Origin of the sequence: Nostoc sp. CHAB 5836, from assembly GCF_020829445.1 — a bacterium.
Taxonomy (GTDB): Bacteria; Cyanobacteriota; Cyanobacteriia; order Cyanobacteriales; family Nostocaceae; genus Nostoc.
The window spans coordinates 1-24,972 of the sequence record NZ_JAIVFV010000024.1; the positions used below are offsets into that span (position 1 = coordinate 1).

Annotated in this window: 23 protein-coding genes; 10 read left to right on the top strand and 13 right to left on the bottom strand. The window is 44.2% G+C overall.

Annotation, left to right across the window (positions count from 1 at the left end; all coding sequences use genetic code 11):
- Positions 1–211: 211 nt before the first annotated feature.
- A complete protein-coding gene (locus LC605_RS07345) occupies positions 212–2,218 on the top strand; it encodes an AarF/ABC1/UbiB kinase family protein (protein WP_229546902.1) in 2,007 nt (668 codons plus the stop codon).
- A 375-nt stretch (positions 2,219–2,593) separates the two neighbouring features.
- On the opposite strand, the gene LC605_RS07350 is transcribed toward LC605_RS07345, so the two are convergent.
- Together LC605_RS07350 and LC605_RS07355 are read right to left on the bottom strand one after the other, a co-directional pair.
- Positions 2,594–3,028 (bottom strand): hypothetical protein, encoded by a 435-nt coding sequence (locus LC605_RS07350; protein WP_229546903.1) that lies wholly within the window; start codon positions 3,026–3,028, stop codon positions 2,594–2,596.
- A gap of 155 nt (positions 3,029–3,183) precedes the next feature.
- Entirely contained in the window at positions 3,184–6,195 is a 3,012-nt protein-coding gene (locus LC605_RS07355) for a valine--tRNA ligase (protein ID WP_229546904.1), read from the bottom strand.
- A 57-nt stretch (positions 6,196–6,252) separates the two neighbouring features.
- On the opposite strand from LC605_RS07355, the gene LC605_RS07360 reads away from it, so the two are divergent.
- Positions 6,253–6,675, top strand: coding sequence for a GxxExxY protein (locus tag LC605_RS07360; protein ID WP_229546905.1), 423 nt, complete (start codon positions 6,253–6,255; stop codon positions 6,673–6,675).
- A gap of 148 nt (positions 6,676–6,823) precedes the next feature.
- Here the strand turns inward: LC605_RS07360 and LC605_RS07365 are convergent, their stop codons facing one another.
- Positions 6,824–7,942 carry a phosphotransferase enzyme family protein gene (locus LC605_RS07365; protein ID WP_229546906.1) on the bottom strand — a complete coding sequence of 373 codons (1,119 nt, stop codon included), beginning with the start codon at positions 7,940–7,942 and terminating at the stop codon, positions 6,824–6,826.
- A gap of 279 nt (positions 7,943–8,221) precedes the next feature.
- On the opposite strand from LC605_RS07365, the gene LC605_RS07370 reads away from it, so the two are divergent.
- Positions 8,222–9,316, top strand: a complete 1,095-nt coding sequence (locus tag LC605_RS07370) for a phosphotransacetylase family protein (RefSeq protein WP_229546907.1) — start codon at positions 8,222–8,224, stop codon at positions 9,314–9,316.
- 61 nt (positions 9,317–9,377) lie between these two features.
- Here the strand turns inward: LC605_RS07370 and LC605_RS07375 are convergent, their stop codons facing one another.
- A complete protein-coding gene (locus LC605_RS07375) occupies positions 9,378–9,872 on the bottom strand; it encodes a DUF4188 domain-containing protein (RefSeq protein WP_229546908.1) in 495 nt (164 codons plus the stop codon).
- A gap of 94 nt (positions 9,873–9,966) precedes the next feature.
- Here LC605_RS07375 and LC605_RS07380 point away from each other — a divergent pair, with 94 nt between their 5' ends.
- From LC605_RS07380 to LC605_RS07395, 4 genes are all read left to right on the top strand, one after another.
- A complete protein-coding gene (locus tag LC605_RS07380; protein ID WP_229546909.1) occupies positions 9,967–10,515 on the top strand; it encodes a PadR family transcriptional regulator in 549 nt (182 codons plus the stop codon).
- An 81-nt stretch (positions 10,516–10,596) separates the two neighbouring features.
- Positions 10,597–11,100: a DNA recombination-mediator protein A gene (locus LC605_RS07385; protein WP_194045056.1), complete on the top strand. Its 504-nt coding sequence runs from the start codon at positions 10,597–10,599 to the stop codon at positions 11,098–11,100.
- A gap of 87 nt (positions 11,101–11,187) precedes the next feature.
- Entirely contained in the window at positions 11,188–11,586 is a 399-nt protein-coding gene (locus LC605_RS07390; protein ID WP_229546910.1) for an MAPEG family protein, read from the top strand.
- A gap of 126 nt (positions 11,587–11,712) precedes the next feature.
- Positions 11,713–12,204 carry a YajQ family cyclic di-GMP-binding protein gene (locus LC605_RS07395; RefSeq protein WP_229546911.1) on the top strand — a complete coding sequence of 164 codons (492 nt, stop codon included), beginning with the start codon at positions 11,713–11,715 and terminating at the stop codon, positions 12,202–12,204.
- 426 nt (positions 12,205–12,630) lie between these two features.
- On the opposite strand, the gene LC605_RS07400 is transcribed toward LC605_RS07395, so the two are convergent.
- A complete protein-coding gene (locus tag LC605_RS07400) occupies positions 12,631–13,188 on the bottom strand; it encodes a glutathione S-transferase family protein (protein ID WP_229546912.1) in 558 nt (185 codons plus the stop codon).
- 6 nt (positions 13,189–13,194) lie between these two features.
- Complete coding sequence (locus tag LC605_RS07405; RefSeq protein WP_229546913.1) at positions 13,195–13,659, bottom strand: hypothetical protein; 465 nt, start codon at positions 13,657–13,659, stop codon at positions 13,195–13,197.
- A gap of 45 nt (positions 13,660–13,704) precedes the next feature.
- Between LC605_RS07405 and LC605_RS07410 the strand changes: the two genes are divergently transcribed.
- Both LC605_RS07410 and LC605_RS07415 read left to right on the top strand, forming a co-directional pair.
- Entirely contained in the window at positions 13,705–13,878 is a 174-nt protein-coding gene (locus LC605_RS07410) for a hypothetical protein (RefSeq protein ID WP_229546914.1), read from the top strand.
- Positions 13,879–14,207: 329 nt separating this feature from the next.
- On the top strand, positions 14,208–14,933 hold the full coding sequence (locus LC605_RS07415) for a tetratricopeptide repeat protein (RefSeq protein WP_229546916.1): 726 nt from the start codon (positions 14,208–14,210) through the stop codon (positions 14,931–14,933).
- A gap of 268 nt (positions 14,934–15,201) precedes the next feature.
- Here the strand turns inward: LC605_RS07415 and LC605_RS07420 are convergent, their stop codons facing one another.
- Positions 15,202–15,612, bottom strand: a complete 411-nt coding sequence (locus LC605_RS07420; RefSeq protein WP_229546917.1) for a hypothetical protein — start codon at positions 15,610–15,612, stop codon at positions 15,202–15,204.
- A 406-nt stretch (positions 15,613–16,018) separates the two neighbouring features.
- On the bottom strand, positions 16,019–16,108 hold the full coding sequence (gene psaM, locus LC605_RS07425; RefSeq protein WP_040630342.1) for a photosystem I reaction center subunit XII: 90 nt from the start codon (positions 16,106–16,108) through the stop codon (positions 16,019–16,021).
- 344 nt (positions 16,109–16,452) lie between these two features.
- Here psaM and LC605_RS07430 point away from each other — a divergent pair, with 344 nt between their 5' ends.
- Positions 16,453–17,730, top strand: a complete 1,278-nt coding sequence (locus LC605_RS07430; protein WP_229546918.1) for an FGGY-family carbohydrate kinase — start codon at positions 16,453–16,455, stop codon at positions 17,728–17,730.
- Between the two features lie 826 nt (positions 17,731–18,556).
- Here the strand turns inward: LC605_RS07430 and LC605_RS07435 are convergent.
- From LC605_RS07435 to LC605_RS07455, 5 genes are all read right to left on the bottom strand, one after another.
- On the bottom strand, positions 18,557–19,678 hold the full coding sequence (locus LC605_RS07435) for a glycosyltransferase family 4 protein (RefSeq protein ID WP_229546919.1): 1,122 nt from the start codon (positions 19,676–19,678) through the stop codon (positions 18,557–18,559).
- A gap of 43 nt (positions 19,679–19,721) precedes the next feature.
- Complete coding sequence (locus tag LC605_RS07440; RefSeq protein WP_229546920.1) at positions 19,722–21,164, bottom strand: O-antigen ligase domain-containing protein; 1,443 nt, start codon at positions 21,162–21,164, stop codon at positions 19,722–19,724.
- A 194-nt stretch (positions 21,165–21,358) separates the two neighbouring features.
- Positions 21,359–22,297, bottom strand: a complete 939-nt coding sequence (locus LC605_RS07445) for a glycosyltransferase family 2 protein (RefSeq protein WP_229546921.1) — start codon at positions 22,295–22,297, stop codon at positions 21,359–21,361.
- Entirely contained in the window at positions 22,215–23,444 is a 1,230-nt protein-coding gene (locus LC605_RS07450) for a glycosyltransferase family 4 protein (protein ID WP_229546922.1), read from the bottom strand. The genes LC605_RS07445 and LC605_RS07450 overlap by 83 nt, the downstream gene beginning before the upstream one ends.
- A 134-nt stretch (positions 23,445–23,578) precedes the next feature.
- Positions 23,579–24,571 carry a glycosyltransferase family 2 protein gene (locus tag LC605_RS07455; protein WP_229546923.1) on the bottom strand — a complete coding sequence of 331 codons (993 nt, stop codon included), beginning with the start codon at positions 24,569–24,571 and terminating at the stop codon, positions 23,579–23,581.
- Positions 24,572–24,972: the final 401 nt, after the last annotated feature.

Genomic DNA, 24,972 nt, shown 5'->3' on the forward strand with positions numbered 1-24,972 from the left:
CAAAAGCTAGATGGCTAGTAGAGGCGACTGCGGTTGAGACGGGAAACCCAAAAGACGAATAAAACCGTCGTTGTTGTAGTTGAAATTGGAAGCCCCTTTTTCAGCGAAGCAAAAAGGGGTACTTCACTCCCAAATTGAATTGCCCGATGACCAATCCCTCAACATATTGTTACAATACTTAACGTGATCGTTCTGACTGGTGGCCTTCTTCATGATTGTTAAGACACTTCCCCCTAGTTCCCGACCGATTCAGGAGGACAGTAGCAACGGCACAAATGGCCGAGGCGAACTGGACGTTATTGATATAGTGCCAGAAAATGGTACGCAAAGCTTAGTTGTGCGTAGGCATAGCCCGTCGCAGACGTCGCCAAGACTCTTAGCTGCCCAAAAAGTCAGGACAACAGCCCAACCGGAGACGCTTTACGATCCCGTAGGCATAGCGGCGCATTACCAAAACAGAAAAGTGCAAGTTGTCCGGCGGATTTTCGCGGTGTTAGGGCCAGCTCTATCCTTTGTTTTTGGGTTGTGGTCGGATAGTAAACGGGGAATTGTCGTCAAAAATGACCGCCGCCGAGCCACTCAATTACGAGTATTGCTGACTAAACTGGGGCCTGCTTACATCAAAATTGGACAAGCCTTATCCACCAGACCAGATCTGGTTCCTCCCGTATACCTAGAAGAATTAACTAAGCTACAAGACCAATTACCGCCTTTTCCCAACGAAATTGCTTATCAGTTTATCAAAGAAGAACTAGGCGCACCTCCAAAAGAAGTTTACGCCGAACTCTCGGCCCAGCCAATTGCTGCGGCTTCATTGGGGCAAGTCTATAAAGGCAAGCTAAAAACTGGTGAAGAAGTCGCCGTTAAAGTCCAACGCCCCGACTTAAGAGAGGGAATCACCATTGACTTGTATATATTGCGTAACCTCGCTGCTTGGGTGCAGAAAAAGGTTAAGCGGGTAAGAAGTGATTTAGTTGGGATTCTCGATGAATTAGGCGATCGCATTTTTGAAGAGATGGATTACATCCACGAAGGCGAAAATGCGGAGCGATTTTTCCAGTTATACGGTCACATGAAAGACATATATGTACCGAAGATTTACTGGGAATATACTAATCGCCGCGTCTTGACGATGGAGTGGATTAACGGCACTAAATTAACCCAGACTGAAGAAATTAGCGCCCAAGGCATAGATGCTCGTTACCTAATTGAAGTAGGTGTCCAGTGTTCGTTGCGTCAGTTGCTAGAACACGGATTTTTCCACGCCGACCCCCACCCTGGTAATTTATTAGCAACACCAGATGGTAAATTGGCTTATCTCGACTTTGGAATGATGAGCGAGATTCAGCCAGCACAGCGTTATGGATTAATTGAAGCGATCGTCCACGTTGTCAACCGGGACTTTGAAGGATTAGCAAAAGACTACGTTAAGTTAGATTTCTTATCACCAGAAACCGATTTAACACCAATTATCCCAGCTTTTGCGAGAGTCTTTGCTGATGCTGAAGGAGCCAGTGTTGCCGATCTTAATATTAAAAGCATCACCGATGAACTATCGGCTTTGATGTATGAGTATCCTTTCCGTGTACCCCCCTACTACGCCTTAATTATTCGCTCCCTGGTGACGCTGGAAGGTATTGCAATATTTATAGATCCGAACTTTAAAGTTCTCAGTGAAGCTTATCCCTACGTTTCTAAACGCCTGTTAACTGATCCAGCACCGCAATTAAGAGCATCATTGCAAGATTTGCTATTTAAAGATGGTAGATTCCGTTGGAACCGCTTAGAAAACTTGTTAAAAAATGCGCGTAATAGTCAAGACTACGACTTTAATTTAGTGCTGAATCAGGGGATTGAATTTCTGGCATCTGAACGCGGTGCTTTTATTCGTGACAAGTTAGTAGATGAATCTGTTAACGGACTCGATGCTTTAGGTAAAAATGTTTTGCATAACTTCACCTATTTACTGCGGGAACGCGTTGGGTTGACAGCAGTTAATGAAACTCCGGCGGCGACAGTTGAGCAACAACAAACCTTGGAGCATATCAAACGTATATTAGGTATTCTCCGAGAAACACGGGGCTTTGATCCAATGCAACTTGTGCCCCAAATAGCCCAGTTATTGGTAAATTCCGATGTACAGCGTTTGGGTCAACAAATTGCCAACCGCTTTACGCAAAAAGCTGTAGCCAAGTTAATTCGGCAATTGTTGGCATGAAAATATGGTGCGCGGAAGATCCCCCCAACCCCAATACGGTTTACAAAAGGGCTGAAACTCTTTTTTTTACGAACCACAGAGGCGCAGAGAACACGGAGAGAAGAGAGAAGGAGGAAATGCTTAACCGAACCGTATTGGGTTGGGTTGAACTTTAGTGTTACCCAACAAATGCCCGAAAATGTTGGGTTTCGTTCCTCAAACGCCACGTGCTTCAAGTCGGGGAACCGCAAGGGCGCAGTGGCTCCCCAACCTACGCAAATTTATTTTTACGGCTTAACCCAAGCGTATTGGTTTATAAATGGTTTCTAATACAGTTTGATTTTAAGATTCCTGTTAATGGGCGCACAAGAGTAGGGGAGAATAATTTTTAACCTCTCATCCCTCATCTTGGGGATAACCATTTTTCTCGCGTTTGAGGCTTTCTTCTAAGGCTTGAATTTGTTCACGTCTGGCTTCTAATTCTAAGGAACGCCGTGCTAAGTCTTGGTTTTGCAACGTCAGGGATCGTCGCCAATCTTCTGCTCGCTCGGCTTCTTGGTGCAAAAATTCCGGAGTAATGCCCATAGTGAGGTAGTTTTGTACCAGATGGAGTACCCAGCTGGCGGCATCTTCTATTCTTTTAATCTCGCCTGTTGGGGAAAGTTGCACTAAAACAAGCAAGTTTTCACTCATGATCTTTCCCTTTCCTAGCAGAATAGGAGTCTCTTCTGGAATTATCGCCCACAAATTATCAGCTTCTTCACGTGCCAATAAGCGTAACTCGTACTGGTCTAAAAAATCGTTTTTACGCACCTGGGCTAGATATAGCATGAGGGTCGCTTCGCTCCAATTCAAAATTAAAAATTCAAAATTAATAAAAAAAATTGATATTGATATTTAGATTTTGTTAATTGGTAATGGGTAATTAGGAATTATTGACATTCCCATGACCCATTACAGTTATCCTAAGCTACGGAGACGATCGCCTACGACAACCCATTCAGGCGATCGCGCAAAATTTCAGCTTGCTTCTGTGCTTCTGCTAAAGCATCCCGCGCCCCCTGTACCACGTCGGGTCTAGCTCTATCAACAAAACTAGGATTGTTTAATCTGGTAGTTAGGGACTCAACTTCTACTTCAGCTTTACTCAAGCTTTTCTCTAGTTTGGCACGCACGGCTTCAATATCTACCACACCGCTAAGAGGAATTAGCACTTGTATTGTACCAATTACACCAGCACAGACGCTTTGCGGCTTGCCGTCAGGCATCGCATTTTCTGGTTCTTGTGGTTGTTCTAATTCTCTCTGCGGGAAAAAGCGTCCCCATAAACTTTGTCTTGCTTCAGCAGTGAGTAAATTTTGGCTAACAAACCAAGCTGTGTAACCAAAACCAACTAGTTCAAAGAAAGTTCCGACGATGGGAATGTCATCAATGGCATTTCCCGCAGCTAAACCTAATCTAGCAAAGACAATGGCGACGATCATTAAACCAATTGTCTTCAAACCCCTCTGAGGTTTTTTAGCAGCAACAGTTTGACTTTTTTCTTTGTCAGTAATGGTTAAAATCTCAACTTTCGCCAAATCTTTAATATAAGACTGTCCAGCAGTGAGAATTTCTCGCTCCTTTTCACTTTCAGTTTGCAAATTCGCTGTTACTTTAACCCCTGGTTTAATATCCGCTTCAGCACGCAAATTCCGAATTGTGCGGATAGTACCAATCAGTAATTCAAACTGTTCTTCTAAAACTGAATTAATTAAATTTGCATCCACCTGGGGATAGATTTGTAATGGCAAAGTTTCCGGGGAATCTGCTGGTTGTTGGGTGAGAGTTTGCCAAATTTCTTCGGTAATATGAGGCATCAACGGATGAAGCAGTTTTAAAATTCCTTCCAATATGTAGCCGAGGGTTTGCTGTGCTACCCGCCGCGATGCTGGATCGGCATCTGCTTGCAATCTGGATTTTACCAGTTCAATATATTGATCGCAGAAATCTCCCCAAATAAATTCGTACAATCCCTTAGCTGCTTCCCCTAAACCGTAATTATCGATGTAATTGGTGGTTTGTTTGACAACTTGATGATACCGCGAGATCATCCAGCGATCGCTCAATTCGATAGCGACTGGATTCCCCAATTGTTGCGGCGTCTGTCCATCCAAATTCATCATGACAAACCGGGCAGCATTCCACAACTTATTTGCAAAGTTGCGGGACGCCTCTACAGAAGCTGATTCATCCTTTTTGCGATCGTACTCCAAGCGGATATCTTGACCCGCACCAGCCACTTCCCTAATTAGGGTATAGCGCAAGGCATCAGTACCATATTTGTCAATCAGTAACAATGGGTCAATGCCATTACCTTTGGTCTTTGACATCTTCTGGCCTTTTTCATCCAGCACCAAGCCATGAATGTAAACCGTTTGGAAAGGCATTTGCTGCGTAAAATACCCAGCCATCATGGTCATTCTGGCTACCCAGAAAAAAATGATGTCAAAGCCTGTTACCAAAGTGGTCGTTGGGTAGTAAGTTGCTAAATCCTGAGTTTGTTCTGGCCAGCCCAAAGTCGAAAACGGCCAGAGTCCAGCAGAAAACCAAGTATCTAGCACATCTGGGTCTTGTTCTAAGTTGACATTTTCACCAAATTGTGCCTTAGCTTTCTCCCAAGCTTCAGTTTCCGATTTTGCCACCACAAAGGGCGTGTTATCGGTAATTTGCCCACCTGTTTCACTGATAGCGTACCAAGCCGGAATTTGGTGTCCCCACCATAATTGGCGAGAGATACACCAATCTTTGAGTTTTACTAGCCAATCACGATAGACCTTAGTCCAGCGTTGGGGGACAAACTGTGGAGAAGTTTGCTGGTCGAGGAATTCGAGAGTCTTGTCAGCTAGGGGGCGAATTTTGACGAACCATTGAGTTGAGAGGAGAGGTTCAATAGGTACTTTACCGCGATCGCTGTAGGGAATAGTATGCTTATAATCTTCAATCTTCACCAAAAAGCCATCTGCTTCTAGGCGAGAAACCACATTTTTTCTGGCAACAAAGCGGTCTTGTCCTTGAAACTCCCCGGCATTGGCGTTGAGAGTGCCGTCTTTATTCATAATGTTGATTAACGGCAGATTGTGACGCTTACCCATGTCAAAATCATTCTGGTCATGGGCGGGAGTCACCTTCACGCAGCCTGTGCCGAAAGTGGGGTCAACGAATTCATCGCCAATGATCGGAATTTCTCGTTGTACAATGGGCAGAGTTAAAGTTTTGCCAATGAGATGTTTGTAGCGATCGTCATTGGGATTAACTGCTACAGCTGTATCACCCAGCATCGTTTCTGGTCGAGTTGTCGCCACCTCTACAAAACCGGAACCATCGGTGAGGGGATAGCGAAAGTGCCAGAGATTTCCATTTACCTCTTGATTTTCCACTTCTACATCAGACACAGCAGATTGAGAAGCTGGACACCAGTTAACTAAATATTCACCACGATAAATTAAGCCTTCCTCGTAGAGGCGAGTAAATGCCTCGACAACAGCTTTAGACAAACCCTCATCCAGGGTAAACCTTTCCCGTGACCAGTCCACCGAGACACCCAAACGTCGCAGCTGATTCAGAATCGTTCCCTCAGACTCCGCCTTCCATTGCCAAGCGCGTTCTAGGAATTTTTCGCGCCCCAATTCGTAGCGAGTCTTACCCTCTGTCTTGAGTTGCTTTTCCAGCATACTATGCACAGCAATGCTGGCATGGTCAGTTCCCGGTAGCCATAGGGTATTGCGTCCCTGCATCCGGTGGTAGCGCACGAGGGTATCAATCAACGCACTTTCAAAGGCGTGACCCATGTGTAAGCTGCCGGTGACATTGGGGGGGGGAATGACGATGCAGTAGGGTTCGCCGCCTTTGTTGGGGTCAGCTTTGTAAACTTGGTTGTCTTCCCAGAATTTTTGCCACTTGGCTTCGGTGGAAAAGGGGTCGTAGAGGCTGGGGAGATTGGCAATGGTTGCGGTCATGCGGGAAAACTAAGGAAGGACTTTAATAAATTTTGCCACAGGGTTGGAGGGGGATTGATGGAAACGAACCGCAGAGGCGCAGAGAACGCAAAGGGAAGAGAGGTAGGAGAGGAATTGAATCGGCTTACGGGCGAGGTGATTGGGGCGGCGATTGAGGTGCATAGGGTGTTGGGGCCAGGGTTTTTGGAGGAGGTGTATAAGGAGGCGCTAATTATAGAATTTTTCAGGTGCGGGATACCTCATGTGGTTGAGAAGGGGGTAATAGTGAATTACAAAGGACATGAAGTTGGTAAGGGTAGATTAGATTTTCTGGTTGCTAATTGTCTAATTGTGGAATTGAAAGCTGTCCAAAATTTAGCCCCAATCCACGAAGCTCAAGTCCTCTCCTACCTTAAAATGACTAATTACCCCCTAGCCCTTCTCATCAACTTTAACGTCCCCCTCCTCAAAGACGGCATCAAACGCATTATCCTCTCCTAATCTCTCTCTGTGCCCTCTGCGCCTCTGCGGTTCGTCCCCCAAACCCATAAAACACCAAACAACCTCTTAATTTAGTGAGTATAGAAGTAATATATCGACGAAAATGGGGAGTAAAAAGGAAAGGATTGCAAGAAAAATGTCTGCCCGTTCATTTCATGTCTTGGATCATGTTGCGAATCTGTGTCTCTTGAAATTCGATACTTTCGGTAAGCTTAAACTGGACGATCGCTCTTGCTAAGTTATGTTCTGGGTGCTTAACTTTAAAGTAGACGTTGCCTGCTAAATAATCAGCAAAGAATCTTAGTCCTAGTTCAAAGGTGATCAGACGAATCGCATCATATATGTATGCATAATCGTTCTCAGTAAGAAATGCCTTTGCCACAGCGACATAACCCTGTAGGATTTCCTGGCACAGATCAGTATCGAAATAGACACTTTCCCAATTCTCAGTTTCTTCTCCAGCAGAATTACAACCCGATCGCAGGCAATCACCAATATCGTAATGTACTAGACCGGGTTTAACAGTGTCGAGGTCTATAACACTGACGGCTTGGTGGGTAACAATATCGAACATGATATTGTTGATTTTTGGGTCGCCGTGCATCAGACGCAGGGGTAATTTGCCTTCAAGTTTGGCATTCTCTAAGATCTGGGCAAAGGTATGGCGATCGCTAACAAACTGCAAGCAATAATTCACTTCACAAGATTGACGCTTACTAGTTTTTGCCAACACTTTCTCGTAATGTTGAAGATAAAGCGGTGTAATATGGAATCCTTCAAGGGTGTCAGCAAGTTTTTCTGGTGGCAAATCGCTGATCAGATTGTGGAACATCCCCAAGGCATAACCGATTTCTTTTGCGTGTGAGCGATCGCTCATACTATCAAAGGACTGGGAGCCTTCAATAAAGCTAATCGCCCGCCAAAAGGAGCCGTCTACATCCCTCCAGTGGTCTTGAGCATCTTTGGTTAATAGTACACGTGGCACTTCCCAGCGACGATTGAGGGATATATGCTGCAAGCGTTTGTGAACATGATCCGTGAAGATACGCATATTTTGCATAATCAGTTGTGGCTGAAGAAACACCTGGGTGTTGATGCGTTGCAGAATAAAATGTTGTTCTTGTGAGGAATCTAGGGTCACCAAAAAGGTGTCGTTGATATTACCACTTCCAAAAGCTTTAAGGTTTGTAATCTTCCCCAGTTGGGCGAATTGGCTAGCGATCGCAATCACATTTTGCGCATCCTGTCTATTGAATTCTTCGATCATGTGTTTGACCTGCACTACTCCTGAGCAAAGTTATCGGGTCGTGGAAGCCCCTAGCTTTTGGGTATGGGGTTGGCACTCAACTAGAGAACCCTGACCTACTTTGCACAAAGGCAATAGGGGATATCGTAGCGCAAATTTGAACTTCCCCCTGCTTGTTCAATCAGCAGGTAATTCTGGGAAACCTTAATTTTGTCAGAGTGAGAGGCTTTTGCCAGAAGGAACTAGAATTAGGAAACACCTAGCTGGGTTCTTCTGACTTTTGAAATTAGGAGTGCATGTGTGCCAAAATCCCCTAAATATTTGCTGATTGGATCAACCGAGACTTACAGCGGTAAATCTGCAACTGTTCTGGGTTTGTCTCATCAGCTACAGCAAAAAGCTCTGGATATTACCTACGGCAAACCTCTCGGTACGTGTTTTAATTCGTCTAGTGGAACCGTAATTGAGGAAGATGTCCAGTTCATCGCTCTTAGCCTCAATTTGCCAAAAAACCGCATTGCACCGACAATGGTGGCTTTGGATGAACCAAATGTGCAAAAGCGCTTGCGGGGGGAAGACAAAACTGATTATCAGCAGTCCCTAATACAGCAATATTTACATAAGTCTCAAGGAGATTTGGTGTTACTGGAGGGGCCTGGTGATTTGTCCGAAGGCAATTTGTTTGACTTGTCTTTGCTGCAAATGGCTGAAGTATTGGATGCTAGTGTGCTGTTAGTAGCCCGCTATAAATCGTTGCTTTCGGTTGAGTCCCTATTAACTGCAAAACAGCGTGTAGGCGATCGCTTGATTGGAGTTGTGATCAATGATATTCCTGTAACCCAACTAGAAGCGGTTGACACTCTCTTGCGCCCATTTTTGGAACAGCAGGGTATTCCGGTGCTAGCAATGCTGCCAAACAGCGATTTGCTCCGCAGTGTGAGTGTTGGCGAACTAGTCAAACAGTTAAAGGCTGATGTTCTCTGTCGCAACGATCGCATGGATTTGTTGGTAGAAAGTCTGGCAATTGGAGCGATGAATGTCAACTCCGCCGTGAAATATTTCCGCAAACGTCGGAATATGGCAGTGGTGACAGGAGGCGATCGGGTGGAAATTCAGCAAGCGGCTTTAGAAACTTCTACCCAATGTTTAATTCTCACCGGACAACTACCACCCCCACCGTTCATTCTCAGTCGTGCTGAAGAACTAGAAATCCCCATTTTGTCTGTTGACTTAGACACCCTCACCACTGTAGAAATTGTTGACCGCACTTTTGGGCAAGTCCGCCTCCACGAACCGATTAAGGTTGAGTATATTCGCCAGTTGATGTCTGAGCATTTTGACATTGACCGCTTGTTATCCAAACTAGGTTTAACTCCCGCAGCAGCATTGTCTTAAATTCATCAACTCAAACTATTAAGAGCATCTATGCTCAGTTATCAGTTAGGAGGCTGTGTTGCTAGGGTACAGATGGTTCGCCGTCACCTCCCAGGGGACGGCGTGCTGTTTCCTTCCGCCCCATAACTGGGATGTGCTTAGTTGCAGCAGCTAATCCAAAGACAGGCATATTCCCATAAATCGCCTTATATTTTCCCGGTTCTATTAAATAAGTTTCGTGCCAAATGCCAACACTGCCATCAGCACCAATGGCTTGATTAAACCTTTGCCAAGCTTTTAAATGTGCATCGGCTGGATTTCTCGCAAAAAACTCTAAATCCTCGAACGATCGCCAATATTGAATCAGTCCTACCCCTCGCGGGTAAATAAACCTTTCTCCTCCTAAAAACCCTTTTTCGGGATTCTGATTAAGGCTTCGTAGCATGGGCGACATTGCCCTGGCTGTGGGAATCCATTTGGAAAAAGCGAATAATTTATTAATTCGCATCCCAATCAGAAACACAACAAAGGGTTCATTAATCTCGGCTGTAAATCGTCCTGGTATTACTTGAGGCATCTCTGACTCCTTGTTGTTTAAGTTTATATGCAATTAGTTGCATATAATTATTTTATGCAACTAATTGCATACGTCAAGTAGTGAATTAAAAATTATGGCATTAGCGCACGCAATATTAGCGGCTCTGGTTGACGCATCCTGTAGTGGGTATGATTTAGCAAAACGATTCGATGGCTCTGTAGGCTTTTTCTGGTCAGCAAGTCACCAGCAGATTTATCGGGAGTTGGCGAAGCTAGAAGATCAAGGATGGATCAGTTCCGAGTCAATTCTTCAAGCCGGACGGCCAGATAAAAGGCTCTATAGTGTTACAGACTTGGGAGAACAGCACCTCAAAGAGTGGATTGCTCAACCTTGTGAACCCACGCCGATTAAAGATGACTTACTGGTAAAAATTTTTGCTGGTCATATTGTTTCTAAGCAAATTATCTTGGCAGAGCTAGAACATCATCAAAAAGCTCATCTCCAAAAATTGTCTACGTACCATAACTTAGAACAGCTTTACTTTCAGAATCCGCAAGAACTGCCAGAAGCAGGCAAATTTCAGTATTTGACTCTCCTAAATGGCATTAGTTATGAAACACATTGGCTAGCCTGGTGTTACCAAGTAATGGAGTTACTGAACCAAACAATTGAAAATTGGTAGCAATGTTTAACTCAAGTTTTCCTCGCATCTACACGCTGTTTGGTAAAATATCTGGGTCGTTTAATCTGATTATCTCCATCTTTGAGCCAATCAACAGACCTTATTAACCTCGATACATTAGCGCAAGAACTGGCGACAATCCAGCAAACGGGTTCTAAAAGAATTGCCTTGCTGGGTTCTCGTCATGTACCGATTACGCATCAGAATCTTATTGAAATGATGACATATGCCCTAGTTTTATCGGGTAATCGAATCATCACTTCTGGTGCTACAGGTACAAATTCAGCGGCCATCAAGGGAGCAACCCGGGCTGATGCAAATTTGTTGACGGTGATTCTACCTCAAAGCCTGGAACGCCAGCCTTTGGAATCGCGCCAGCAACTAGAACAGGTAATGCATCTAGTCGAAAATCCCAGTAATGATAATCTGTCTCTGGCGGAAGCTAGTTACTTGTGCAACAAGGAGATTGTTTCCCGTTGTCAGCAACTAATCTGCTTTGCGTTTCACGACAGTCGCACCCTGTTGCAAACTTGTCAGGATGCAGAAGAACAAAGAAAATTGGTGACGCTTTTCTACTTTGATTAGTCATTTGTCATTTGTCTTTTGTCATTTGTATTTGACTAATGACTAATGACTGATGACTGATGACTAATAACCAACGACTAATAAGTAATGATAATTTTTTTGTACTCGATCGCTGCTGCTGCCGTTCTAATTTATGTGCCATTTTTGGTGGTAGCTTATGCCCGTGCGCGTATTGGAAATGAAATGTTTTCTACTCCTCGCGCTCTGCTTGATCAATTGCCACCCTATGCCCAACGAGCTACTTGGGCACATCAGAACACCTTTGAAGCCTTTATGATATTTGCCGCAGCCGCATTGATGGCTTATGTAACTGGTGTAAATTCTTTTACAGCCCAAGTAGCTGCGATCGCCTTTGTGGCAGCCCGTTTCCTATACTCGATTTTTTATATTTTGAATATACCCCTTTTGCGATCGCTGATGTTCGCCATTGGCATCTTTAGCTGTGGCACTCTCATCTTACTGAGCATTATCCAAACTAGTAGTTAATTGGGGCATGAAGACTGGAGATTGGGGACTTGGGACTGGGGACTGGGGAAAAGTTTTCCCTATATTCCAGATATCCAACACCCAATCACCAATCCAAAATCTAAAATCTAAAATCCAAAATGTTTTATGGCTTCTACTTTTTCCTTTGACGTTGTGAGCGACTTTGACCGACAAGAGTTGGTTAACGCTGTCGATCAAGTTATCCGAGACATCAAAGGTCGTTACGACCTCAAAGACACTCAAACTACTGTCGAGTTAGTCGAAGAAAGCATTAACGTTAGTACTGACAGCGAGTTTACCTTAAATTCTGTACATGATATTCTGCGGGAAAAAGCTGCCAAGCGTAATCTATCTCAGAAAATCTTTGATTTTGGCAACATTGAATCAGCCAGTGGTAATCGCGTGCGTCAAGAAATCAAACTCAAAAAAGGCATCAGTCAGGAAATCGCCAAACAAATTTCCAAATTGATTCGTGACGAGTTCAAAAAGGTACAAGCCTCAATTCAAGGGGATGCTGTCCGGGTTTCTGCCAAATCGAAAGATGACTTGCAAGTTGTCATGCAGCGCCTGAAACAAGAAGACTACCCAGTTGCTTTACAATTTACAAATTATCGTTAACAGATTCGTAATTCGTGGTGACGCATTCAATTACGAATTACTGTCTTCGTAGCGGTAGCGACGCAGGAGCGTCATTACGAATTATTTTAACGTGTCGCCCAAGTCCCCACCTTTAATGTACTCATAAGGTGGGGATAGGGAGCGGGGGTTGAGGATTACATCTGGAATTGATTTAAAACTCAAGTAAAAACAAGTTCTGGATGGATGACGAATCCCCAGGATTTTCTGGTAAAATATATCCTATCTTGACCATCAATGCCATAAGCGAAAACCAAGCTAATAGGTATATGTTGCAAGAGAAAGATTTGGGTCTTGGGAACCAGGACTCCTGCCCTTGGAGGGAATGTCAGACTTTCTAGTACTACGAAGTCCTAGAGGCTATTCCCGATGAATTGGGAAGCTCCGTCCGTCTTAGGTTGGAGTAGTTCACGCCCGTCCGCCAATACTCCTTTGAAATGCCGGACGCTCAGATAATTGCTTGATATAGTTCAACACAGCTGGGTAGGAACTGAGGTCTAGCTTTAGCATTATGGGAATGTAATTCAAAATAGATCCCACTGCTACATCAGCAACAGTAAACTCATTGCCAAGTAAAAAAGGTTGCTTACTGAAAATTTCATTTAAGGGAGTCAACAAGCGGGGAGTTTCTCGCTCCCGACTTGCTTCTACAAAAATCCCTGTCCCAAGGGTAGCATTGGCAAACAACACCCATTGGGAGAATACAGCACGTTCCTCTGGTGAAAGTGGAGTCTTACTGTACTTATCAGCAAGATACAGCAAAATTGCCCCAGATTCCCAAAGCTGAAAATTCCCATCAACAATGGCTGGAACTTTGCCAAATGGATTGATTGCTAAATACTCAGGCTTGAGGTGTTCACCCGCTTGCATATCAAGCTTGAAGAACTCGTAGGGAATTCCTAATTCTTCTAAATACCAGTGAACAATTGACGCTCGACTACGAGCGCCACCGGAAAGTTTGAGCATAATTACTTAAAGAACTTTGTGAGTGTGAGAGTGCTGTTTAATATTGTCTTCTTTGGTGACAACTCTAGCGGCGTTTAACACTCGCTTTCGCTCAATGGAATATTTAAATTCAGTGTAGTTTGTACCTAAAGGAATCAGAGATTTTGCAGATTCACGACGCTTGTAGGTACGAGCGGCTGCAAATGCCCGTGGCACAAATTCCTCTCCAAACTGAGCCGACTCTGGGAAGCCATCTGGCACTAGTTGTGAATCGCCATCCAGCACAGATCCCAAAGTTGTGGCATGAGCCAGCTTATAGGAGGTAGGAATGCCCTTTAACAGCGCTTCCAAAGCCGCAGAGGGAATCGGTTCTATAACTTCGATTTGATAAACTTCTCCATCTTCTTTAACGAAGCAGGTTGCCAAGCCGATAACAATGTAGTCATCACTTGCTAAATCAGTGGCATTGGGATAGGAAATTGCAGTTGTCATCGCGAAATTTCTCAAAAGTTAAAAATTAAATCTAGGGCATTGGACATGGGGCATCCCTTCTGGTGCGATCGCACTCGCGTTCGACAACTCTTGGAGACGCTACGCGTAGCTTGCTTAAGAGCAGGGGTACGCTCAGGGCAAGTGGGCATTGGGCACAAGAGGCAGAGGGCAAAAACTTACTCCAACCTCTCCCCTGCTCCCTCATCCCCCGGTTGGTGAGCGAAGTCGAACCACATCTCCCTCATCCCCTCTTTAACGAACGGCTTGTTGGCATTCTACCAATTTGTCGCTGTCACTACTTCACTAGTCTTTGAGATTAAAATCTGCTATTTCTGGAATTCACCTTCGGGATCAAGTATCCATGATTAGGTTTGAGAAGCAATTGTTTATTTAGAGCATAGATTTCTACTGATGTGAGTAGTTAAAATTCAGTCTTGAGATAGCTTTCAAGTAACTATGACTACGTTATTAATAAACAACTTGGTAAAACCACTAGAGTTAAACAGATCGACCTTTATTTCAAGAAGCAGAGATTTTAGGCAAAAAAGATGAATATTCACCCATTTTTAGCTGACGATAACCAGCAAAGCAAAAAAGATAAGTATGTTTTAAATACTACAAATAAAGTTCAAGAGCGGAGGAAAAGCGATCGCAGCAAATCTACTTTAGAGGATAGCCACTTACGCCCTTTTGCTTTGAAGTTGGCTCAACAAGGAGAATATACTGAGGCGATCGCACTTTTAAGCCAACTAATCTTCCGCCATCCCCACAATGCTGTTGATTACAACAACCGGGGATTAATTTATTTTCAAAGTGGTGAAAGGCAAAAAGCTCTTTCCGACTATAACACCGCCCTCAAACTTAATCCCTATTTGGCTAGTGCTTATAATAACCGGGCAAATTACTACGCTGCTTGTGGAGAATTGGCAGCAGCACTTGCTGACTACGATCAAGCGATTAATTTGAATCCTCGCCATGTGCGGGCGTGGATTAACCGAGGCATTACCTGGCGTGACTTGGGGCAATATGAGGAGGCAATTGATAATTTTGAAGTCGCACTGCTTTTGGGTCAACTAGAAGGTCATATCTGGGCTGAACGCGGCAGGACTTACCATCTTTGGGGGGATTGGAATTGTGCGATCGCGGATTATCGTCGCGCTCTCACTCAACTGCCCTCTCTCGACAACAATCATGATATTACTGGTTCTCGCTTGCGTTTACAACTCGAAAATTGGCTAAACGAGTTGCTATCTCAACAGTGTCCTAATTGGTAGATTAAGTAGAGTGACGCAAATAAAGCTAACTGGCTAAGGCTGTCATTTGTCATTTGTCATTTGTCATTTGTCCTTTGTCCTTTGTCATTTGTACTGAGCGAAGTCGAAGTATTTGTCATTTGTCATTTATCATTTATCAGGGTTTAAGGTGTATTTACCTTTCGTAATATAGTTTCGTTTATTCTTGCCGACTTACTTAGTCCTTATGGAGGATTCAAAATTCAAAATAAATTATTAGATCTAAATAATTGCAAACTTGCTATTTATTTTAGGGTGATGACTGTGTTTGTTCATCTTCTCTACGATCCTGATTCATCAACACGATCTGACGTTGGCTGGGATCAAATCGGTATCCTTGTTGTTGTCTAATCCTTTTAGCTTGTTGTGGATCGAAGTTACGGTTAAGTTCTGCCTGCAAACCATTGACGTGTCCTTCCATCAACTTGACTTCAGTATTCATTTCTTGCAACTTTGCTTGTTGTAACCAGTGATAAGGCAAAAGTTGTGCTAAGGCAGATGTTGCAACGGCTGTAATGACCAGATTAACCGCTATTTTAGCTGTGCTTTCCAGTGCCATCATCTGGTAAGAACGTTGACGAAGATGCCGCTTTGGTCGAGGAATGACCCGGCGTTTTTGTATAGGTTGTAACGGGGGTCTGGAGGGTTGAATCGCGTTCATGATGCTAAAAAATAACCTCGCTTAGTGAAGGGAAGCACTATCAAGAGTGCTGAGTTTTTAGTGCTGTGAGCGGAGCGTTTAGCCCGTGCTGAGTAAAAAAGCGATCGCACTCTGCATCAAATGAGTTCCGAGTAGCTGGGCTTATAGTGTTGAGTGGGAAGATTCAAAAGTACTACTTATTACTCATTACGTCCTCCTGGGCACTCAGCGCTCTTGAATGCTTGATTTAGCTGTCATATTACTTCATTTTTTGGAAATAGCCACAAGTGTTGTAATAGTTAAAAAATAACCTGGCTTACGTAAGTGCAAGGTTTCTAACTGCTTGTGGCATAAAGCCACAAGCTTCTGGAAATTGCACCCTGTACTGCCAGGATTATTAGCTTTTCAACTGTGTCACATCGTAGGGTTATTTGTAAAGTTCTGTGGCTAATCGCCAAGCAAGAACTCCTGGGATCAGCGCCACAACTAGAGCGATGTAGACTTGTGTATCTGAGATGGAAGATATCTGAGCGATGTACAGAGTATCTAAGATAGGCATGGCTGAAAACCTCCTAACATGAATAGATTTTGAACAGTTCGTTTACTACTTTTCCTTGTTTTGCCAAAATTGTGGAATATCTTGTTACAAGATGCAACAAAAGCAGTTGTTAATCAGTAGTCCTGAGTTATTCTCCTTTAAAAAAATTTATAAGAATAACGCCATGTGCAACTTTACTCTCAAACCTAACCCCCAACCCCTTCCCTACCAGCGTTGGGGAGTAAGAATCAAAGCCTCTCACCGTTTCGGTGAGAGGAATGGAAGTGGGGTTTTAAGAATAACTTGCACATCGCGTTAAAAATATGAATTTGTATTTGGGTATCGACTTCGGCACATCTGGCGCACGCGGTGTGGTGATTGAGGAGGAAGCTTGTTGTATCCAGGCTGAGATGCGATATGCCTTCCAGGACTCACCAGCCGCCGCTACGCCAAAAATTTGGCAGGAGGCTTTGTTTGTGCTGGTGGAACAAATACCTGACCAATTGCGGCGAAAAATTAAAGCGATCGCAATTAATGGGACTTCTTCCACGGTCTTGCTGGTCGATGCTGCGGGCAATCCAACAGATGCACCATTGCTGTATAACGATGGGCGGGGATCATCTGTCCTAGAGCATTTGAGAAGTCTAGCACCCCCTAATCATACCGTAGTCAGTGCCACCTCCAGCTTGGCCAAACTTTTGTGGATGAGGCAATTACCCTCTTTTAGTGAAGCTACATATTTCCTGCATCAAGCAGATTGGCTGGCGTTTCTCTTACATGGTCAGTTGGCTATTAGCGATTACCATAATGCTTTAAAGCTGGGTTATGACGTGGAAGAGTTGAAATACCCAGAATGGCTAGAAAAGCTGCAAATACCGATTCAGCTACCGAAAGTTTTAACTCCTGGAACTCAGATTGCCGAATTGCTTCCTGAAATTGCCCATAAGTTCGGTTTACGCCGTGATTGTGTGGTATGTGCAGGTACAACCGATAGTATTGCCGCTTTTCTTGCCAGTGGGGCAAAGTTACCTGGTGAAGCCGTGACTTCCCTTGGTTCAACGTTGGTACTAAAGTTATTAAGTCGTACCCGTGTAGAAGATGCCAGATATGGGATTTACAGCCATCGTTTGGGTGATTTGTGGCTGACTGGTGGTGCTTCTAATACTGGTGGTGCAGTACTGAAGCAATTTTTCACAAAGGTTGAGTTAGAAAGCCTGAGCCGGGAGATTGATGTATCAAAAGCCAGCAAGTTAGATTATTATCCATTATTGAAAGCAGGCGATCGCTTTCCGATTAATGATCCCAACCTATCCCCACGATTGGAACCACGCCCAGATCATCCAGTGGAATTTCTACATGGGTTATTAGAAAGTATTGCCCGCATAGAAGCGCGAGGGTATGAATTATTACAAACAATGGGCGCAGACAAGTTGAGCCGTGTTTATACAGCTGGCGGTGGTGCGGCGAATGATACTTGGACTGCCATTAGGGGGCGTTATCTAAAAGTGCCTGTAATAGCATCAGTCTATACAGAAGCTGCTTACGGGACAGCGCTGTTGGCGATGGGGGGCGGTTCTCAATTGCGTGGAATACAGACCTAATGCAATAGACATCTGGTGAAATTAAATATGCGTTACCCAGAACCCTTGTAAAGACGTAGCACTGCTACGTCTCTACATTCATTTTCACTCCTATGTCTTTTCTTCTCTTTCTTTGCGTCCAACTCTTACGAGACGCTGCGCGAAGGCGGTTCGTTAAAAAAATTGACTTTAACAAAGAGTTAGGACTTACGCAAAATAATGAAAAACGAACCGCATAGACGCAAAGCGGCTTCCCGCAGGGTAGGGCGCAAAGGAGAGGCAGCGCGGTCTTGGGGGTTTCCCCCATGAGCGACTGCCGTCACAAAGGAATAAGAGTTTCAGAGAGTTATTGCGTAAGTCCTAAGAGTTTTAGCCCAAGTGTATTGTCTTCTAAATCAGTATCTATCCCAGTGACAATCGACATATCTCGGCCCATACTGTGATGATTAGATACCGGACTATAGATTCCAGGTTAATCATCTGGGCAGCTATTCGGGGATGGGTGCTTCGCAGCAAGCGAATGTCATCTGTCCCCTTTACTATAGCGGTTCTCGTTTGGATACGATACACTTTGACCTCTCTCCAAACCTCTCTCCTAAAAGGAGAGAGGCTTTGAACTAAGTTTGGGGTTTAAGTCCCCAGCAATATAGGCAGCCCGAATTGAACGCCTAAATCTAAATCCCCGTCACAAAACGTAATTGCTCTCTTCGCAGCGTTAGCGACGTAGGAGCGTCATGGGCGAAAAAGCGAATTGTTTTAATCTTACTCCCCTTCCCTTGTAGGGAAGGGGCTGGGGGTTAGGTCTGTATTGCACTCAATCGAGAAGCGCTATAATTACCGGTGTAATTTAAGAAACCCTTGGCATTACAGAACGAATCGCATTAATAAAATTGTGAGCATAATTCTGCGTTGAAAAATCGAGGGCACGTTGTCTGGCGGCTACTCCCGCACTCTGGGCAAATTCTTGCTCGTCAAGATAGCGGAGAATTGCGATCGCTAATTTATCGGCATCGCCGTAAGGTGTTAATAGTCCATTCATGCCATCGGTAATAATCTCTGTCGGCCCGCCTGCATTACCAGCAATCACAGGTTTACCCAACGCCATCGCCTCAATAATTACAATCCCAAAGGGTTCTTTATCTGATGCATGAACAAATACATCCATCCCTTGCACCCACTCGGGGATATTACGCTGTAGTCCAGCCATAATTACTTGGTCTTTCAAGTCTAATGCGGCAATTTCTGCTTTTAAGAAGTCCTCATAGTCCGGTTCTAAATCGTGCTTACCGCCAACTACTACACAATGAGCATCGGGATACTTCTGTAAAATTTTGGGCATCGCTTGCACCAGTACGTGCATTCCCTTCCATCGTTGCAATCGTCCAACAATTCCAATCAACGGCCCGTGTAAAGGTAAGCCCAACTTCCGTCGTGCTTCCTCAGAAGAGGGTAAAGCATTAGGCTCAAATCGGTCTAGTGCGACACCAGGATAAACTAAGGGTGTTGGTCTGTGGGGCCAAATTTCTGCCTGTGCTTGCTTGCCATCTTGAGAGAGGGTGATAATTGCCCGCGCGGGGATTAAAGTAGCGATTCGTACCAACCAAGTCTTATCACTAGGTACTTCTAGTTGATACCACACAGCAGGCAAGCCCGCCAGCATTGCCGCCAAACCTCCAGATATATGTGTGATCCACATCCAATTGACAATTATATCTGCACCTTCGCGGCGAGCGATCGCAGCAATCCGAAAAACAGCAGTAATAAAACGGTGGATTTGGCGTAAACGTCCACTTTCTACAACTCGCGCATCAATGCCAAGGGACTTTACTTGTTCGACCATCGGGCCGTCTTCCAAAAAGATCACCAACCACTCAACACCCGCATTACGTCCTTGCTGTACCAAATCCCAAAGCATCATTTCACCACCGCCTCGTTGCTCGGCTAGTGGCATTACAATAATTACTTTCATAATATAGGACTCCTATTAATAACAAATGACAAATGACAAATAACTAATGACTACTTAATGAATTATTTTGATGTTGATAGTATTTATGTCCTGCCATAGCCATAGCTAAAAATCCCCAAAGAATCATCCCTGCCACGCTCAACATACCGCTACCGATAATTAGCTGTGCAGAAGAACTGATTCCAATAGCGCGGGCAGCACTGATAAAACTATCAAAACGACCTTCACCATAATTGCTGACACTAATAATTAAAAAAATTAATCCACCCATATAAAAAATTGCTCCAAACCAACCCAGGGTGAAAAACATATCTAAAATGCCACTATCAATCACCACAACTTCAATTTGACCAGTTTTTTCGTTGACTTTCCAAATATTTCCTAAGCCGTTACCTAGACCATTAGAAAGGGCTAAACCAAGGTTTTTGTCGTAACTTCCCGATCTATCTTTAAAACTGTTATCTTCTTCAAGATTAGAAAATGTTTCCAAACGGGCTGCTACAACCCCAGCAATTGGCTCGATGGTTGTCAATGGTACAACACAAATTGCCATCACCACAATTATGGTAATTAAGCGTATTTTAATTCTGGCTCTGACTGAACCCATAATCATAATTATTCCTAATAACCAGCCTCCCCAATTAGTACGTGCTTGGGTCAACAAGAAGGACAAGTAACCAACAGCTGAAGCCGGAAAAATTAAACTTCCTGAACTGGTAAATAACAACAGCAACCCCGCTTGCATGACCGAACCAAAGGGGCCGACTGAGTGCAATGTACTCCAGACGCGCATCCCGAAAGGTACAGGGTTTCCAGAACTCATGAATAGTTTTGATTGGATGAGCCAATACCTATCCCACTCAGGTGCTACTACAAATTGATATACGCCATAAGTTCCTAAAATCAACACAGACCAGAGGAATGTTCGCTGAATATTCTGGCGATAGCTGGGATAATCTCGCCAGTTTATAAACAAGTGAAAAGCGAAGATGATCGGACTAAGCCAATCCATCAATCCGCGTGCTACAGGAATAGGTGGATTATAAATCAGACCAATTAGAAATCCATAGAAAACTCCAATAAAAGCCAAAACAAACGGTAAACCCCCTTGGCGAGAGGCGCGGGGAAAGTGCCGCAAGAAAGTTGCTATAGTTACAAACACCACCAAGTAGGGTGCTATGAGCATTTGCCGGGTAGCGTCCCAGCCTATCCGATAGTCAACTAAACGGGTAGCTAAGGGCGTGATAAACCAGATCCACCAGGTAAAGCTGATGTAGAGAATGGGATGCCGCAAGTATAAAAACACGGCTACTGCTAAAGCTGTCACCGGGTAAATTAGGCGCAATGCGGCAGTAGCACCGGCAAAATAGCAAACTACAGTTAGTAATATAAACCCGGCGATCGCCATCCAACCCTGTTGCGATCGCTCTTCGGGAGAATAGTTTTCTTGTAAAAAACTATTGAAAAGTATCTGCTTAGAAGTCATTCAATTTTGGATTTTGGATTTACCAAGTCGTTTCCAGGTTCCAGTCTGGCAACTAGAACACCAATTGAGTAATCCTGGAAGAACCTCTCCCCCAACCCCTCTCCTAGGAGGAGAGGGGAGTTTTGCTCCCCCTTCCCTTGTAGGGAAGGGGGCTGGGGGGTTAGGTTTTTGATTACTGAATCAATCCTCTACAGCTAAGAATAAATTGAATTACGAATTACGAATTGTTTATATCCCTGCCAACGCCCACGCCAGGATGCTAGCAATTTTTTACCTGCCAATTGCCCTTGGCTGGGTAAAAATCTCAGCCATTGTACTAAGCCCAAACTATCGCACGTACCCACGAATACTGCCCAGAACAAAAATACAATCCGGCGGATAAATGGCAGATGCTCTAACAAAACTAAGGTTTCATTATGGACTAAATTAATAAAGGCAACTTCATTAAAATTATTTCGTTGATCTTCATCAAAACGTTGGGCTGGATAGTGATCTACAGCAACATTAGGATCATAAATTATCTTCCAACCAGCCCGCTTTAATGCCAGAGTAAATGCCATTTCAAAATGTACCTGCGCTCCAGTACCACGCATCCGCTCATCAAAGCGCAATTGTCCGATTGCTTGGGTACGAAAACTCATGTTTACGCCCTTGAGAATATCGACTTCACGCGGTTCTCCCACTCCCAGGTGATGGTTGCCAATGACTCGCCCAAACCACTGCAACTGTCCCACTACTGGGCGGGATTCGTCTTCTAATTTGCTGCCGTGGTGTATCCAATCACGCCCACCAAGTCCACCGAGGTGACTATCACAGGTAAAGTAAGCGGCGATGCGCTCTAACCAATCCGGGTGGGGTGCGGCATCATCATCAGTAATGGAAACAATATCGCCTTGCACTGCTGCTAATCCAGCGTTGAGGGCTGCTACTACTCCGGGTTGTGTGACTTTCACAGTATGCAGTGGCAAATTGTGCGCTGTGTATTGGGCAAGAAATTGCCAAGTTTGTGCATCCGTATCGCGGACAACCACTATTACCTGATCAACAGGTTTAATTTGCTCCTGTAGCGCCAAAAGGCAGCGTGAGAGGTCTTGTGGACGGCGATAAGTCGGTATGAGAACAGTGTTCCGCATTCTTGCTTAACTCCTCAAATAGATCCACATAAGTTTGTGCCATAGTAGTCCAGCTATATTGTTCTGCCACAGAGCGAGCTGCTTGACCCATCTGTTGCATTAGGGCGCGATGTCTGCCCACAAGCCGCTCTGCGTCTGGGCTTACGAAAGACATTAGCGCCGTACTCAAACCATCGATATCATCTGAGTCCGGTAAGACGATGCCACATTCTGGTGTCACCAACTCTGCACCTCCGGTAGCTGTGGCAGTAATTACTGGTAATCCTGAAGAAAGTGCTTCTAACAATACGAGAGTGCAAGCTTCGTATCGGGAAGGAAAAACAAATAAATCTACTGCTCGCATAATTTCGGCAATGTCACGTCGATATCCGACAAAATGCACCCGTTCACTTAACCCCAAGGAAGCCGCTAGTTGAGGGAAAGGACTACCTTCGATATGACCCACCACCGCCAGATGTAAATTGGGAACTTTCACCAAGGCGTGCAACACTGTATCTAAATTCTTTCTAGGTGTGCGGATGTCTCCGGCGAACAGCGCTAGGTTGACATTCTCCGGTAAACCTAATTTTTGGCGATCGCTTTGGCCAGGGGTAAATTCTTCTAAGTCTACGCCATTGACAATTACGCGAATCCGAGAACGCGGCACACCAATGTTAACTAATTCCTGCGCTACCTTTTGGGATACAGCTACCACAACCTGCGCTTTTTGGAAAGCCTGTTTTTCCCAACGGGCATTAAAAGCCGTAAATAGCCACTGGTACAAACCATACAAATCGCGGCGATTGCGGGAAATATGAACAGGCGATCGCAACCATGAACTATGGACAAAATGTACCGCATTCACATCAGCCGCAGCCAGATTAATTGCTCCATTGACTTTAACCAAATCAATCTCAGAGCGATATTTTCGCAACCAATCTGCACTTTTTTGAGCAAATATAAAATTCCGCACCAATTCTGTAGGATAGCCTTTGACTGGAATTTTAATCCAATTAACTTGGCTACTATCTTCTAATTCCGGTGCAACTTCACTAGCTAATAATGTCAACTCATGACCACGACGAATTGCTTCATTAACAACCTCATAATTTACCCGACCTTGCCCATCACCTTTTTTGATTTTATGAGTAACAATACAAAGTTTCATCCACTACCTTCCTTAATCATCAAAGCTACACGCAAAAACCTTAAAAATCACATTATTTTTATTCTCTCTGTGTCCTCTGCGTCTCTGTGGTTAGTTGAAAAAATCAATTCCCCAACTTAGATGTACTTGCTCTATTATTTAGATATTCCTATTAAATTATGAGCCAAAACTCGCGGAGTAAAACTCAGACTAAGTGCCGCTATAGTTCGCACATTAAATTTTTGTTTATTCAGCGCTTGCCAAAAATAAGCACGTGCTGCCGCTATCTGTTCACTTCGCAACAAACCAATGCCCAAAGTAGTATTAGCTTCTAACCATTTATGTTGAAAGTAAGTCCGAAATTCCTGTAAACAAGAGTCTTCCATAAAGACTTGATAACAAAACATTTCGCTTTTAGCCTTGCGGATTTTTGCCTGGACATCTCGACTACCACTGAGCATGGTATCAGCTTGCTCATGGGCACGATATCGCGTCAATCTTTCGGGATAATAGTAAGCACCACGACCAGATATAGAGCAGAGGTAAGTTAAATATAAATCCCACATCCCGCCAGCTTCCAAGGGAATACTATCCCAATCCACAAGATTATTACGAATCACACAAGATGCCGCAGTGGGTATGCTTTTATCTACCAATCCAATTTTGTAAAAAGGTTGATGAATTCCTTTTGCCAATTTGTCCCGCTTATAACCGCGTGTATTTGCTTCAGTCCCAGCATGATTAATTATGCTATTAGCATCTATAATATACTGGTCACAAAAAGCGAGAATTAACTCCGAATTTGCTTCTAGTGGTGGTACAAGCTTGGCTAAAAAATCTTCATTCCAGATATCATCGTCATGGAGACTAGCAACATACTTACCTCGCGCCATCTTGAAACCATGTTGCTGATTAGCTAACATACCGACATTTTGCTGATGTCGCCAAAATCGGATGCGTGAATCAGCAAAAGATGCCACGAGTGCTTGGGGATTTTCTGGACTACAATTATCACAAACAATAATTTCGATATTTTGATAAGTTTGTTTAATAGCACTAGCGATCGCTTGCTTGAGATACTCTGGACGACTATAGGTGGGAATAATAACGCTAACTAAAGGTTGTTGGGATTCTTGATGTAATGACATATTTTTCTCCTTTAATTTTTTCTAACTAAGAAGGATTATTTACCTCGATAGATGCATTTTCTTTCTCTTTGTTGGGTTTCGCTTACGCTCAACCCAACCTACACATTTTTATTTTTAGTCTTAACCGAACCGTATTGGATGCTGTTTAAGAGGTTGTTTTAAAAGTCCTCTGGTCAGTAGCAAAACGTTTTAGATCCCCCTAAATCCACGCCACTTGCTTCACTTGGGGAGACCCCAAGACCGCAGTGGCTCCCCTTTTTAAGGGGGACTTTGATTCTTCCGGTTCCCCCCTTTTTAAGGGGAGCCAGCGCGGTCTTCTCCCAAGGGGAGACGCCAAAGGCGATAGCGCAGCGTTAGCGAGTCCACGAGCGTCTGGGGGTTTCCCCCATGAGCGACTGGCG